At 40.0% G+C, this 13,664-nt stretch carries 11 protein-coding genes; 3 read left to right on the top strand and 8 right to left on the bottom strand.

Annotated features, from left to right (window positions below):
* Positions 1-3: 3 nt before the first annotated feature.
* From porU to AHMF7605_RS13130, 6 genes are all read right to left on the bottom strand, one after another.
* On the bottom strand, positions 4-3,468 hold the full coding sequence (porU, locus tag AHMF7605_RS13155) for a type IX secretion system sortase PorU (protein ID WP_106930023.1): 3,465 nt from the start codon (positions 3,466-3,468) through the stop codon (positions 4-6).
* 110 nt (positions 3,469-3,578) lie between these two features.
* On the bottom strand, positions 3,579-3,830 hold the full coding sequence (purS, locus tag AHMF7605_RS13150; protein WP_106930021.1) for a phosphoribosylformylglycinamidine synthase subunit PurS: 252 nt from the start codon (positions 3,828-3,830) through the stop codon (positions 3,579-3,581).
* Complete coding sequence (pssA, locus tag AHMF7605_RS13145; protein ID WP_106930019.1) at positions 3,827-4,537, bottom strand: CDP-diacylglycerol--serine O-phosphatidyltransferase; 711 nt, start codon at positions 4,535-4,537, stop codon at positions 3,827-3,829. Before pssA ends, purS begins: the two co-directional genes overlap by 4 nt.
* 125 nt (positions 4,538-4,662) lie before the next feature.
* Positions 4,663-5,298, bottom strand: a complete 636-nt coding sequence (locus AHMF7605_RS13140; RefSeq protein ID WP_106933464.1) for an MBL fold metallo-hydrolase — start codon at positions 5,296-5,298, stop codon at positions 4,663-4,665.
* A 162-nt stretch (positions 5,299-5,460) separates the two neighbouring features.
* Complete coding sequence (locus tag AHMF7605_RS13135) at positions 5,461-6,048, bottom strand: O-methyltransferase (RefSeq protein ID WP_106933463.1); 588 nt, start codon at positions 6,046-6,048, stop codon at positions 5,461-5,463.
* 65 nt (positions 6,049-6,113) lie between these two features.
* Positions 6,114-6,803 carry a class I SAM-dependent methyltransferase gene (locus tag AHMF7605_RS13130; protein ID WP_106930017.1) on the bottom strand — a complete coding sequence of 230 codons (690 nt, stop codon included), beginning with the start codon at positions 6,801-6,803 and terminating at the stop codon, positions 6,114-6,116.
* Between the two features lie 124 nt (positions 6,804-6,927).
* Here AHMF7605_RS13130 and AHMF7605_RS13125 point away from each other — a divergent pair, with 124 nt between their 5' ends.
* A complete protein-coding gene (locus tag AHMF7605_RS13125; protein ID WP_106930015.1) occupies positions 6,928-8,001 on the top strand; it encodes an NAD(P)/FAD-dependent oxidoreductase in 1,074 nt (357 codons plus the stop codon).
* 9 nt (positions 8,002-8,010) lie between these two features.
* Positions 8,011-11,262 carry a hypothetical protein gene (locus AHMF7605_RS13120; protein ID WP_233219040.1) on the top strand — a complete coding sequence of 1,084 codons (3,252 nt, stop codon included), beginning with the start codon at positions 8,011-8,013 and terminating at the stop codon, positions 11,260-11,262.
* Positions 11,263-11,354: 92 nt separating this feature from the next.
* Here AHMF7605_RS13120 and purQ read toward each other — a convergent pair whose 3' ends face one another.
* Entirely contained in the window at positions 11,355-12,050 is a 696-nt protein-coding gene (purQ, locus tag AHMF7605_RS13115) for a phosphoribosylformylglycinamidine synthase subunit PurQ (protein ID WP_106930013.1), read from the bottom strand.
* A 142-nt stretch (positions 12,051-12,192) separates the two neighbouring features.
* A complete protein-coding gene (locus AHMF7605_RS13110; protein ID WP_106930011.1) occupies positions 12,193-12,447 on the bottom strand; it encodes a hypothetical protein in 255 nt (84 codons plus the stop codon).
* A 198-nt stretch (positions 12,448-12,645) separates the two neighbouring features.
* Between AHMF7605_RS13110 and AHMF7605_RS13100 the strand changes: the two genes are divergently transcribed.
* On the top strand, positions 12,646-13,530 hold the full coding sequence (locus AHMF7605_RS13100; protein ID WP_106930006.1) for a YicC/YloC family endoribonuclease: 885 nt from the start codon (positions 12,646-12,648) through the stop codon (positions 13,528-13,530).
* Positions 13,531-13,664: the final 134 nt, after the last annotated feature.

Raw genomic sequence — 13,664 nt, 5'->3', positions numbered from 1 at the left:
ATATTAATTTAATAAAATTAGTTTTTCAGTTTTAGTTGCTTTCGCACCATCAAGATTGGAACGAACAGTCAGGACATAAATATATAATCCTTTCGCCAAAGCTTGTTTATTTTCGTTCCGGCCATCCCATATAATAGCATCTAAATGCGGTTTACTGGCAAAACTGGTGCCAGTAAGTGTTTTTACTAAGCTTCCGGTAGTGGAAAATATCTTAATTTCTATATTTAAGTCATCACCCTGCCGATTATGGTCAAACTGAAAGGTAGTTTGGTTCTGCACAGGATTAGGATAGTTGAAAACCTGGGCTAAGGCTAGCTTTTCGGAATTGGCTACCATCAGATCAATTTTACTTTCGGCAGAGTTATTATACGTATCCCAAGCCTTAACACTAATTTCATGCTTACCAACGGATAAATTTGATAAAGGATACCGCACCTGACCTGCCTGATAGTTATCTACTTCAGCGGTAAAATAGTTATTCAAGTTTATAGACTGGTTTTTATTTCCATCTATAACAGCCGTTAATTCGTGTCCAATGCCTATACCGGTAGTATTAATTCCATTTTCATCGGTAATATGTGCCAGCAAAGTGGTATTAGGAGTTGTTAAACCACCTGATTTAAATGTTTCATCATCCATAAATAAGCGAATAGCCGGAGGCTGGTTATCAGAAGTACTATTTGGATTGGCTGCACCCACGATAATATTGGAGAAAGCGCCTTGAGCATCGGTAGTGCCTGAAAAAGCATAAAAACTGATTTTACCATTTCCAAGATTGTAGGCAATATCTTTAGGAACGATGAAGGTAGTACTAAACAAGCCAGCTTGTACTGAAGCAGTGCCATCATAAATAATGTTTTCCCGAATAGGTACCGCGCGTATATTACTTACTCCATTTGCACTTTCGTCGCCGAGGGTGTTTATCTGGGTTTCTTTTTCATATACAATAATTTGCACCAAGCCATTAAAGTTAGTTGCAACTGCTAGGTTACTCTCCCGGATGCTGCCAGTAAAAGTAATTTTAGATAAGGCTTTTAACGTATCAATTCCAGAACTTACATCTGTGTTGTTTACTTTATCCAAACTTACCTTCAGTTGTGGATAAGCCAGTCGCATAGAAGGATCGCCTAATAAAGCAAAATTGCGGTTATTTACCTGCGATAAACTTCGATTCTTAGTTAAGCGTAGCACATCGCCCAAACGAGGCATTTGTTCGTTTATAGGGGTAAACGCTATTTCAAAGAAATTTTTGTTCAATATCCGGTTACCTCCGGCATATACTGGCCGCGTGGTCGAAATCAAGCCAATCGCTCCACCATTTTGGTTTACTAAAGCTTCTTCGGCTCCTGAAGAACGTGCCGGATCGTCGTAACGGCCAAATTCGCAGGTAGCAGTCACCAGAAAAGCTAGTCTATCTTTATTTTTCCAATTAGTAATTTGAGGTATGGTTACAATTTTTTCTTGAGCCAGAGTAGTTTCGCCACCATGACCCGTGTAATTAATGAGCAAGGCTCCGCGTTCCAAGGCTTCATCAATGCTCCGATTAGCATCCGGAGAAAGCTGTCCACTGGCCCCGTTTTCCTGCTTAAACATATCCAGATATACTTTATGGATATTGAAAGTGGAATGATTAGTTTTCATGTAGTCGGCCAAAAATTCGGCATCGCGCAGGTGTTCGGTGCCATCACCATCGTCGGCGGCCAATACAAGTCGGTTACGCCAGTTACCAAAGGTTTTCGGATCGTCGTAATGAATCAGTTTGGTTACGAGAATTTCTGCTTCCTGAACAGTATGTACCGGTAAACGTCCCACCCCAATATCCATCAAGTCCGGATGAGAAAAATCCGTCTCATCCCAGAATCCTTCGGAATTATCTAGAAAACCATAATAATCTTCGGAAGAATAACTTTCTAAAGGATCCAATGATTCCCGCGATTGGTAGGTAGGAACATAGTTGGTATTATTTACCGTACGGTCTTTGGAACTGTTTGCGTTCGTTGACTTATAATCGTAAGAAGCATCGCCAAATAACAATAAATGCAGTGTTTTTTCAGAATTATTACCTCGGCGCTCGTACATCATTTGCATGAAATCGCGGATAGCGGTAACATCCTGCGCTCCCGACGAAAATTCATTGTAAACCTGCCGGGTTGTTACCACATTTACCTGCAAGCCATCATGCGTCTGCCGGTGCGCTGCTAATCGTTCTGCCTGCGATATAAAGTTAGGATGCGTAACAATTACCAAATCTGTTTTACCGTCTTTGTTTAAATCGTGCAGGTTTTGACTCGGCACTATTCCGGCAATTGTGGGGGCTGGGAAATCTTGGCCAGTAAAAGCAATAAATTCTTTTAGAGTATCAGTGGCAGTGGTAAAACTAGCGCTATTGGTTTTAATAGTTAAATCTAGTGCTTCCGGATGGTTGGGATGCGTAACATCCCAAACAATGGCTCCAGCAGGCATATTGCCTACATTAAAGGTAGAAACAGCTCCCGGAAATATATTCTGCAAAGAGCGGAAAATAGTTTGATTGCCGTACAACTTTAATTGCCTTTCGGCTACTATTTCTAAATAATCCAGGTAGCCCAGGGCTGCTGCGTTACCAGCATTATTAAAAGTAAGATTTACTTTAAGTTCGTTAGTATTAGAAAGGGTGTTGCTGTTCTTCTCAAAAGTAGCAACTTGTAAAACCCCTACGGGATGGTAATCAAAGTTGCCTCTGCCGGCAATATTAAGTTTTCCTAAGTCGGCATTATTTAATTTAAATTCAAACGAATTATTGGAAGGTGAATCACCTATCACGGCGGCTTTTATCTGCACTACCGAATTCGGTAAAATATCCGTAATAGCAAAAGTAAAATCTTTGGTGGAAGTAAAAGAACTAAATTCTTCCCCCATCCACTGCCGACCCGATAACAGTTTGTTTTTTAAATCAACTTCATGAAATAGCCGTTCCTCAAACGTGTTGATGGTAGCGGTAGCACCTGTAACGGGTGTTTGTTTATTTACCCGTAAACCAGTTGTTTGCCCAACTTGCAGAAAGTAATAAGCTGTATCCGAATAAATGTTAAACTCGTGCCGGAAAGTTTGTTGATTAACATCTAAGCTCCAGGTATGCGGACCTTGGCCATAGAAGAGAATATAATCCTCGGCATCGAATTTCCCGTCGCTTTCGCCGGCAACAAAAATGGCATCCTGGATTAAGTCGTCGGGGCGGGCAGTAGCATTTGGTTGGGGCAGCATACCGCCCCCATTACCAAACAGGCGAATATGTTGGGGATTAAGGCTAGCCGTTGCAATCCCCATGTTCTGCAAAGTATTTCTATCTAACTTGTACAAACCAGTGGCGGGAATTCCTATTTTATACCAGGTGCCATTGCTCAAAACAGAGGCATCAGCATACCGGCTCTGACCAAAAGCTGAAAGGGAAAAAAAGAAGAGTAAAAAGCAGGTAACGCTTTTAAGCATATATGCTAAAGGTATTAACAGATAATCTTATAAAAACGGAAAAATATAAGATTATCTGCTTTCAGTTCTACTTATATCCTAATGAACTGTAAAAAGGGCAATATTATTGCTTAATTAGCAACAAGTTGGTACGAATACGATTCCATAATTAAATTGGCAAGTAGTTTTTTGCAGGCGATTTCAACTTTTTCCTGAGCTGCTGCCTCATTTTCGGCTTCTAAAGCCAAGGTTATGTGTTTGCCAATACGCACATCAGCTACTTGTTTTAAACCTAAATGTTCCAGACCTAACATTACTGCTTTCCCTTGCGGATCTAATAATTCGGTGTGGGGCATAATATCAATTTCTGCCGTAAATTTCATGAGTAAGAGGGTTTTATTAAAGATAGAATAATATATAGAGCAATTATCACCGGAATGGCTGCAAATTTAAGCAGAAACAGTAAGGGTAAAGCAATTAATAAGAAAATAAACCGGATAGAATTATCTTTCCACGTTAAGTTCTTGAATTTAAGTGCAAATAAGGGGATTTCAGCAACCATTAAAAAACTCATCACTACGGTTATTAGGCTTAAAGTAATCGGGTTTAAGATAAAATCATGCAGGTGAAATATATCGTTATCCAGAATTAGGGGTAATGAACCAATTAATAGCGTGTTGGCAGGAGTAGGTACTCCAATAAAGGAAGAAGTTTGGCGCGAATCAATGTTAAATTTAGCTAACCGCAGGGCCGAAAAAATAATGATTATAAAAGCAAAAAAAGGGAATAATTCCATCGTTAGCAGTGATGCCGATTCAGAAGAACGAATTGCTTTTTGCATTAACTTAAATAAAATAACACCGGGTAATACACCAAACGAAACCATGTCCGCGAGCGAGTCAAGTTGTTTGCCTATTTCGGAATACGCATGGAGTAGCCTCGCGAGCATACCATCTAAAAAATCAAAAATGGCTGCCAGGTAAACCAATAAAGCCGCAAAAGCCAAACTATCCTGAAAGGCCGCAAAAATAGCGACACAACCCGTGAATAAGTTTAAGCAGGTAATTGTATTCGGAATTAATTTTTTCATGTTTCAGGGAACAGAGGAATAAAGGTTGGAATAGAATTTTAAGTTCTAAATGGATAGAAAAATAATAATTAAAGAGTTGCCGGATTTAAGAAAACCAGATAATTAAAACTTTATTCCTGAAAAAATTAACGTAGAAACGGATTAAACTTTTTTTCTTCGCCAATGGTAGTGCTTGGCCCATGACCCGGATAAACCGTAACGGAAGCGGGTAAAGTAAATAATTTAGTTTTAATACTCTGAATAAGGGTCGCATAATTACCACCGGGTAAATCGGTACGGCCAATACTCCGATGAAACAAAACATCACCCCCTATCACTTGTTCTGATGGAGCGTGGTAAAATACTACATGCCCGGGAGCGTGACCGGGCGTAAATAAAATCTGCAGCTCGGTATTGCCAAAACGTAATAATTCGCCTTCTTTTAAATATTTGCTGGGTAATAATTCTTCGTAGCGGGTAAAACCGTAGCTGGGCGCATACACCGCTACCGCCTTTAAAGTAGGCAAATCGGCTTCGTGAATAATCAAATCTACTTGGTACTTATCGGAAATAAATTTGTTGCCCAGTACATGATCTACGTGGCAATGGGTATTTACCAGTTTTGTAATTTTTAAGCCTTGTTCCGCGACAAAATTGGTTAAATTTTCCTGTTCGTTTTTATCGTAACACCCCGGATCAATTACTATGCATTCTTTAGTGTCGTCGTGCAGCAAATAAGTGTTTTCGGAAAATGGATTAAAAGTAAAGCTGGTAACGTTCATTTTGATAGAAGATTCAGAATTTTTCCCACCGGTTTTCAGCAAGAATTGTACAAACAATAAACAAATAAAAATTGGCAGAAATTGAAACGGCAAAATTAGGGAAAGAAATACGGTATTAAGGCAGCAAAATTTGGATTCTTAAAATAAGATCCGGATTTAAATTTAATTTTTTACTTTGGTAAAGACCATCAGACCCGTTGACCAATCCAGAATAGTAAAGACAAAATTTTCTTTCTGTTTTAAAGTGGCTAGCAGAACTTCTACTTTTTCCGCGTGTCCGGTTGGCCAATTCGGTTGAGGTAACAGATCATCAATTATATAAAAACCACCAACGTTAACCAAGGCCAGCGTTTCATCTAAGGCATTAAACTTACCGGGCCAGGCATCCGCAAAAATTAAATCGAATGAAGGACCTTGGTAAGTGTTCAGCCATTCGTTACCATCCTTACAGATAAAGGTTATTCTTTTATCCATAGCAAAAGCATTAACCGCCACTTTTTGGTAAGAAGCTTCATTATCGATGGATAAAATTTTGGTATCCGAGTCGGCGCCCGCAGCTAACCAAGCTAAGGATAAACCCGTACCGGTTCCAATTTCCAGAAAATTACCTTGAGGCTTTGCCGCTGCTAAAGTGCGCAGCAAGGAACCAGTTCTTAAATCCGACAGCATGTTAAACCTCAAGGCTTCGCTTTGTTGCAATATTTCTTGGTACAAAGGTGGTAATGATATTTCTCCCTCTACAGTGAACATATTTTTATTTCGGTTAAATTTCAATGCTACTTAAATGTACTTTTATTTAAAAAGCTGCCTTACGATTATTGCTTTTGGGTTATCCAGCCGCCAAAAATAAAAGTTTGCTTAAACTTTAAGGCCTTGCCAAAACCACCTTCGTACAGTAATTCTTGCAATCGGTCTTCGGTAATATAGTTAATATCGTGGATTATATGGGAGGTACCTTGTTCTACAGTAGTTGGCGCCACTCCCTGTTGCAGTAAATAAGCTTTCAATAAGCTAACTTGTTGCCTAAAACTTCCAGCTAAATCAAAAATATCAAAAATAATTAGAGGTGCATCCTTTTTTAATCGTAAGGCCAAGCTCTGTAACAAAGCCAGTTTAGCGCCATCATCTGATAGAAATTGTAGTACCAGTAACAACGTAGCGGCATCGTATAGAGTGCTGTTTGGTAATTGGTCGGTAGTACCCGTAATTAATTGATAGCTGCCCGGCGGTAGAATGGCTAATTTTTTTTCGGCTAAAGCTACCATTTCCAGCGAAGGATCTACACCCATAACTTGCCATTTGGGGGCATACTGTACTATGTTTTTCATTTCGGTTCCCGTACCGCAACCGGCTACCAAAATGGAGCTTTCATTGGTATACGATAAATAAGATCCCAATAAAGATGGAATAAGGGCTTGCGTAAAATCGTAATCGGGGCACCAAAGTTTTATGCCGGTATCGTAAGTAGAAGCCCTTTCTCCGGCAAATACCTCCCTATTTTTCATTTGAATTTTAAAAATAAATTAGTATAATGTAAACGAGCTAGTTGTTGTTGAAAATAGGCTATGTTCTCGATATTTCTGACCGGAAGTTACTAAATTCAGGAATACTTGTAGTATCTTACCACTAATGATTTATGATTTTATACTGGTTGGGCATGGATTAGCGGGGGGCATCTTAGCACGTACGTTGAGTCAGCAGGGTTATAGAATAGCCGTTTTTGATACCTACAAAGCGAATGCTGCTTCGCGGGTGGCAGCCGGCTTAATTAATCCCTTAGCGGGTAAACGATTCGCTAAATCGTGGTTAGCTGAGAAACTGGTGCCGTTTGCTATTACTTTTTACCAACAGATGGAACAAGAGCTAGGTATACGGGTTTGGCATCCATTACCTATTTTAAAATTGTTTTCGTCGGTAGAAGAGCAAAATACCTGGATGGGGAAAAGCAGCAATCCGACGCTGCACGAATTTATTAAAAAGGTGCATGTACACTTACCAGCTTCAGAAGTTATTGAACAGGAATTTGGCGCCATTGAAATAACCCAAAGTGGCTACGTAGATGTAAATTTATTGCTGGATAGTTTACTGGCCGAATTAGTAAACCAGCAATATCTAGTGAAAATGCCTTTTGAATACGAAAAATTGCAGGTAACACCGAATTTTGTTACCTATTCGCTGGAAAATAATACTATTAAGGCCCAAAAAATCGTTTTTTGTGAAGGGTATGCGGCCATACATAACCCGTACTTTAATTGGTTACCTTTTTCGCCGAACAAAGGCGAAGTTTTAGAGATTAAAACGGATAATTTATCGGCGGAATGTATCTATAACAAAGCGGTTTACGTTCTTCCAATTGGTGCTAACCGGTTTAAAGTAGGGGCTACATATAACTGGCGCGAAATAAATGAAGATTTAAGCGTAGAGGCGCTGACCGAATTAAGGGAACGTACCGGACAAATTGTAAAAAAGCCGTTTGAGGTAACGAATCAGGCCGTAGGTATCCGGCCGGCTGTGCGCGACCGGCGACCTTTAATAGGTTGGCATCCGATGCACCCGAACGTAGGTATTTTTAACGGAATGGGTTCCAAAGGAGTAATGATGGCACCTTATCTAGCCAGTAACTTTACGCAAAATTTAACCGGAGGTAAATTAGAACCAGAAGCAGATATTACCCGGTATTTAAAACATTTAATAAGTATTTGAACACTTTATATGAGTAACACTTCTAAACACGTTTTACCTTTTGGTTGGCAAAAGGTAATCTTACTGTTGCTAAGTACATTTTTCATGACCCTTGCCGGGCAGGCACAGAACCAAGTGGTAGGGCAGGAAGCCTTCGGCAAGAACCGCATTCAGTATAAAAGCTTTAATTGGCAATTTTACAGCACCCAAAATTTTAATGTTTACTTTTATAACGGAGGCAAACAAGCCGCTATTAATACCGCCGAATACGCCGAAAAAGAACTAAAACGCATTACCAGTATTATTGGCTATTATCCGTATTCTAAAACTACGCTCATTCTTTATAATTCCATCGCCGATTTACGCCAGAGTAACATTGGCTTGAACGACGATCGCTACCAAACCGGCGGCGAAACCATGTTCCTGAAAAATAAAGTAGAATTAGCTTTTGACGGTACTCAAACCCGGTTTAAGAAAAATATCAGTTACAATATTACCATGCTGCTCCTGAACGATATGATGTACGGGGGTAGTTTGAAAGAAGTATTGCAAAGCAGTTATTTGCTTAAATTACCCGATTGGTTTATCACCGGGGCGGCCACCTATATTACCGAAGGCTGGAACGTGGATATGGACAATTACATGCGGGATATGGTTACCAAAACCAAAAATAAAAAGCCCGAAGCCTTATTTGTCCGGAACCAGCAATTAGCTGGTCAATCGGTTTGGAATTATATTACCGAGCGTTACGGCTATACGTCTATCCAGAATATTCTGAACTTAACCCGCATTACCCGCGATGTAGAAATTGGTATTTCCAGCAGCTTAAATATTCCGTACCGCCGCTTTGTGCGAGATTGGAGTAATTATTATCTGCAAATGAACAGCGTTACCAGTACGCGTTTAAATCCGATAGATGCCAACCGGCAATTATTCAAGAAAAACCGAAAAGATAATATCTACAGTGAGCCAGTATTTACACCAAATGGTACTAAACTCGCTTACGTAGAAAATGATCGCGGCCAGTACGAAATTAAATTATACGACATTGCTAAACGCCGGTCAAGGACTATCCGGAAGGGTGGTTATAAAACACCCGATCAGCAAATTGATACGAAAATGCCTCTACTGGCCTGGAAGTCTAACACTCAATTAGGTATTGCCGAAGTAAAAAGAGGTATTATTACTTTGTCCAGCTATTACTTAGACCGGCGTAATTTTTCTATTTCTAAAACCATTAAATCGATCATTGGTAAACCCGAAGGAGCCTTAAACCAGTTTACACAAATTCTGGATATGGATTATTCCGACGATGGTAAAATGCTGGTAATGAGTGCCGTGCGCGATGGTAAAAGCGATATATTCTTATACCGCGGGCGGAAAGCAGAGCAAATTACCAATGATTTATACGACGATCGCAACGTAGTTTTTATGAAGGGTAATCAAGGATTATTATTCTCTTCTAACCGCTTTCTGGATTCAACGGGATCAGTAATACCGCAATTTGAAAAGATTGTTAATAATTTTGATATCTATTACTACGACTTAAACAAACAAGGTTTTGCTTTTAAGCAGCTTACTCGGTCCATTTCTAATGAATCTAACCCCCGGCCACTCGATGAGCAAAGCTTTTTGTATTTAGGTGAAGAGAGCGGGGTTCGTTCTCTATATCGGTACAATCTGGCATCCGGGCAAAATGAGAGAGTTTCGGCGTTTTTACAAAATATTAAGAGCTACGATTTTAACCCGAACAATAATAATCTTTCTTTAGTAGCGGCCGATCGCGACCAAGATTTTGTGTATATGTTTCCGGGTTTTAGTTTTCAGGTGAATCCGGAATTTAAAACCGTTCGGCAGCAAACGCTGGAACAGCGGTCTATCCGGCCAGCCATTGCGGTGAATAAAGAAACCACACAACCAACTGCACCCGTTGATACTGCCCAAACAAGTACCACTAACAACAAAGAAGTAGCGAAAGATAAAGCAGTAGATACCCGTAATTACGAATTTGAAACTGACCAACAAAAGCCGGCCCGTCCCAGAAGTATAACCGGTGCTCGTTCGGCACAACCGCAAACGCAGACAATGGAAGCTGTGCAACTAGCCGGGCCAGTAAAATACGATTTACGGTTTAGCATTAATAAATTGATTACTTCGGTGTATCAGGACCCGTTGATGGGTTTTGGCATTGTGGCCGAAGTAGGAATGTCGGATATGTTTGAAGACCACCGGATTCGGGGCGGGGTATTTTTACTAACTGATTTGCGATCAAGTAATTTTTATACCGAGTACAGCAACTTAAAGCATCGCTACGATTTGCGGGTATCTTACCAAAAACAAAGTATTTTTACTTCTTACCAAACCAAAGATTTACGGTATGGCCGCCATGAATTTACGCCGGCTATTATTTATCCGCTTACCCATAGCCTAAGTGTACGGTTGCTGCCTAAGTTTGTCCATACTAATTATGCGGTTACGAATGTGTTGGCTGAAGCAGATAGCGTTATGAATTTTGCCGGTGGTGGAGCAGAAGTTGTTTTTGACAATTCCGTTACCATGGGCGTAAACATGTACGAAGGTACCCGGATGAAGGCGGGTTTTATGGCTCTGCGTGGTTTAGATAATAAACTGGAAGGATTTAATAAATTTTATCTGGATTTACGGCACTACCAAAAAGTACACCGCCAGATTATTTTTGCCAACCGATTAACGTATGGTCATTACTTTGGAGCATCACCTAATCGATTTATTCTAGGCGGAATGGATAATTGGCTCTTCTCTTCTTACGATGATAATGGCCCTTCTATTTATAATGGTACGCCACCTCGGCCGGCTGAATTATTCTTTTTGCAATTTGCCACCAATATGCGTGGTTTTAAATACAACGCCCGCAATGGTACTTCGGCCTTATTGCTGAATTCCGAATTGCGCATTCCAATTATTCAGTATTTATTTAAAGATTCGCCCATTGCTTCCGGTTTCTTCCGTAATCTTCAGTTTACCGGCTTTACCGATATTGGATCGGCTTATACCGGGGTGAGTCCGTTTAACCGGAAAAATTCGTACAATACCCAGGTTTTAGGCGGAAATCAAGGGGAGTTTAATACCAATCCGTTCCAGGCCACGGTGGTAAACTACCGGAATCCATTCTTGTTTGGTTACGGGGCTGGGGTTCGTACTACTTTACTGGGAGTTTACGGCAAGGCGGATATTGCCTGGGGTAAAGAAAACTTTAAAGATACCGGTCCAATTATTTACCTGACATTAGGTTACGATTTTTAATAAATTACTCTGATGGTTTAAAAAGCTTAAATCAACGGCATAAAAAAAGCTCTTACTGGGTAGTAAGAGCTTTTTTTATGCCGTTAAAATTTCTATGAAACAGCAACCGTATCCATTATCGATTCGAAAATAGCTAAACCATCTAAATTACCTAAATCAGGATCGGCGGCCCGTTCGGGATGAGGCATCATACCAAATACATTTTTGTTCGCATTACTAATTCCCGCAATACTCTCTAGGCTACCGTTACAGTTAAAACTTGCTTCGGTATTTCCATTGGCATCACAATACCGGAACATCACCTGTTCGTTATCGTTCAAACGCTTTAAAGTATCGGCATCCGCAAAAAAACGGCCTTCGCCGTGAGCTACCGGAATTTTGTAAGCTTTATTAACATCTAAGTGCCGGGTGGGCAACAAAGAGTTGGTTTCCGGTTTTATGTGTACGTTTTTACAAATAAATTTTTGTTCTATGTTGCGCAACAATGCGCCGGGCAAAAGGCCGGCTTCGGTCAAAATCTGGAAGCCGTTGCAAATGCCTAATACATAACCACCTCTGTTAGCGTGGGCCACTACTTCCTGCATAATAGGAGAAAAACGGGCAATAGCACCGGAGCGCAAATAATCACCGTAAGAAAATCCACCTGGTAATACAATAAAATCACAATTTTGTAGATCGTGGTCTTTGTGCCAAAGGCGGGCTACTGGTTGTTGCGAGGTACGGCTTAAAACTTCGATCACATCCTGGTCGCAGTTAGAGCCTGGAAAAATTACTACTCCAAATTTCATAGTGCAAATATAATGGTTTTGCGCCAGGTAAAACCAATTCTTCCTTGGTTTTCTAAACCTGTAATAGACCATTAGCTTTATTTGTAAAATAAAAAGACTACTCTTCTTGGGAGTAGTCTTTTAGAATAAAATCAAAGAACAATCAGGAATAAGTTTTACTTAAATAAGTGAATGCTTCTTGTTCGCTGATAAGCTCACAAATAATGGTAGTGTAATCGGTAATGGCGTCGTAATTATGTAAGCACCGCATATAACCATCACCGGGGGTCTTATAAATGGTGTAAGTGTTATGCGAATACTTAAAATTGTTTGTGGTAAAAGCTATTACTTTAAGTATGTCCTTATTAAACTCTTTACCGCATTTGGTTTTTAGAGTTTTAAAAGAATTCAGTTTCATTGTTATTAACAAACCTTTCCGCTTTTAGATCGTAGCGCACAAGATTAAGCATTTTTTTATTAAAATAGTTTCCATTATAAGCTAAACCGTAACGTACAATTGGATGGAAGTTAGAATAGTGCAAAGAAAAAATTAGAATATAAATATTGCTTTTTCGCGTACTTTTGAACCAAATCCAAAACAGCAAAATAAAATCGGATGTTAAAATCAATGACGGGCTTCGGCCTTGCCCAGCGCGAAACCGACCAGTATAGCATTTCAGTAGAAGTTAAATCGCTTAATTCTAAAAGTATGGACTTATCGGTCCGTTTACCCCGCTTTTTAGCCGAGAAAGAGCACGAAATCCGGAACTTACTTTCAAAAAGCTTGGTACGGGGTAAAATAAACCTTACGGTAGATTTTAGTCGGAACCGGGCGGGTAAAACGCGTAATTCCATTAATACAGAGTTGCTGCAATTGTATTATGCCGAACTGGAGCAAGCGGCCGATAGAGTAGGAGCGGGTAAAAGTGAATTGTTCCGACTGGCACTGCAAATGCCCGAAGTTGTGCAACTGGGAGCAAATCCGGAAGAAGAAGCGGAAGTAATTACGTGGGAAGAAGTGCAATTTTTGTTAGAGGAAGCCCTGAAGCAGTTTAACCATTTCCGGACCGACGAAGGAAAAGCTCTAACCACGGAAATTATGACCTACGTGGATCGTATCCGTATTTTATTAGCCGAAATTGACAAACAAGACCCTATCCGGGTAGAAAATATTCGTAATCGTTTACGAGCCCATTTAACAGAAATAAGTTCAGCCGAAGCCTTCAATGAAAACCGCTTTGAACAGGAAATGATTTATTTTATTGAAAAACTGGATATTGCCGAGGAAAAAGTAAGGCTAATAAATCATCTCCACTATTTTACCGAAACGGTTTTTTTACCCGAGCCCACTGGTAAAAAGTTAGGTTTTATTTCGCAGGAAATTGGGCGCGAGATTAATACTATTGGTTCTAAAGCCAACGATGCGGCTATTCAGCGCTTTGTTGTGGAAATGAAAGAAGAACTCGAGAAAATTAAGGAGCAGTTGAATAACATTCTGTAATGGTGAGTTTCTGGAGCAAATAAATTTAAAATTCAGCCTTATGCGAGTTGTTTTTTAGCGCTAAGCCATACGATAAACAATTTTTTCAGGAATAGAAGTAAGCATTACGCAGGAGCTTCCTTTTTGGATGAGCC

It is taken from the genome of Adhaeribacter arboris (assembly GCF_003023845.1).
Taxonomy (GTDB): domain Bacteria; phylum Bacteroidota; class Bacteroidia; order Cytophagales; family Hymenobacteraceae; genus Adhaeribacter; species Adhaeribacter arboris.
This window is presented reverse-complemented; position numbering and strand designations above follow the sequence as displayed.

Excerpts from the sequence above, each read along its gene's own strand:
- porU (WP_106930023.1), bottom strand. The coding sequence starts at position 3,468 with ATGCTTAAAAGCGTTACCTGCTTTTTACTCTTCTTTTTTTCCCTTTCA.
- purS (WP_106930021.1), bottom strand. The coding sequence starts at position 3,830 with ATGAAATTTACGGCAGAAATTGATATTATGCCCCACACCGAATTATTA.
- pssA (WP_106930019.1), bottom strand. The coding sequence starts at position 4,537 with ATGAAAAAATTAATTCCGAATACAATTACCTGCTTAAACTTATTCACG.
- AHMF7605_RS13140 (WP_106933464.1), bottom strand. The coding sequence starts at position 5,298 with ATGAACGTTACCAGCTTTACTTTTAATCCATTTTCCGAAAACACTTAT.
- AHMF7605_RS13135 (WP_106933463.1), bottom strand. The coding sequence starts at position 6,048 with ATGTTCACTGTAGAGGGAGAAATATCATTACCACCTTTGTACCAAGAA.
- AHMF7605_RS13130 (WP_106930017.1), bottom strand. The coding sequence starts at position 6,803 with ATGAAAAATAGGGAGGTATTTGCCGGAGAAAGGGCTTCTACTTACGAT.
- AHMF7605_RS13125 (WP_106930015.1), top strand. The coding sequence starts at position 6,928 with ATGATTTATGATTTTATACTGGTTGGGCATGGATTAGCGGGGGGCATC.
- AHMF7605_RS13120 (WP_233219040.1), top strand. The coding sequence starts at position 8,011 with ATGAGTAACACTTCTAAACACGTTTTACCTTTTGGTTGGCAAAAGGTA.
- purQ (WP_106930013.1), bottom strand. The coding sequence starts at position 12,050 with ATGAAATTTGGAGTAGTAATTTTTCCAGGCTCTAACTGCGACCAGGAT.
- AHMF7605_RS13110 (WP_106930011.1), bottom strand. The coding sequence starts at position 12,447 with ATGAAACTGAATTCTTTTAAAACTCTAAAAACCAAATGCGGTAAAGAG.
- AHMF7605_RS13100 (WP_106930006.1), top strand. The coding sequence starts at position 12,646 with ATGTTAAAATCAATGACGGGCTTCGGCCTTGCCCAGCGCGAAACCGAC.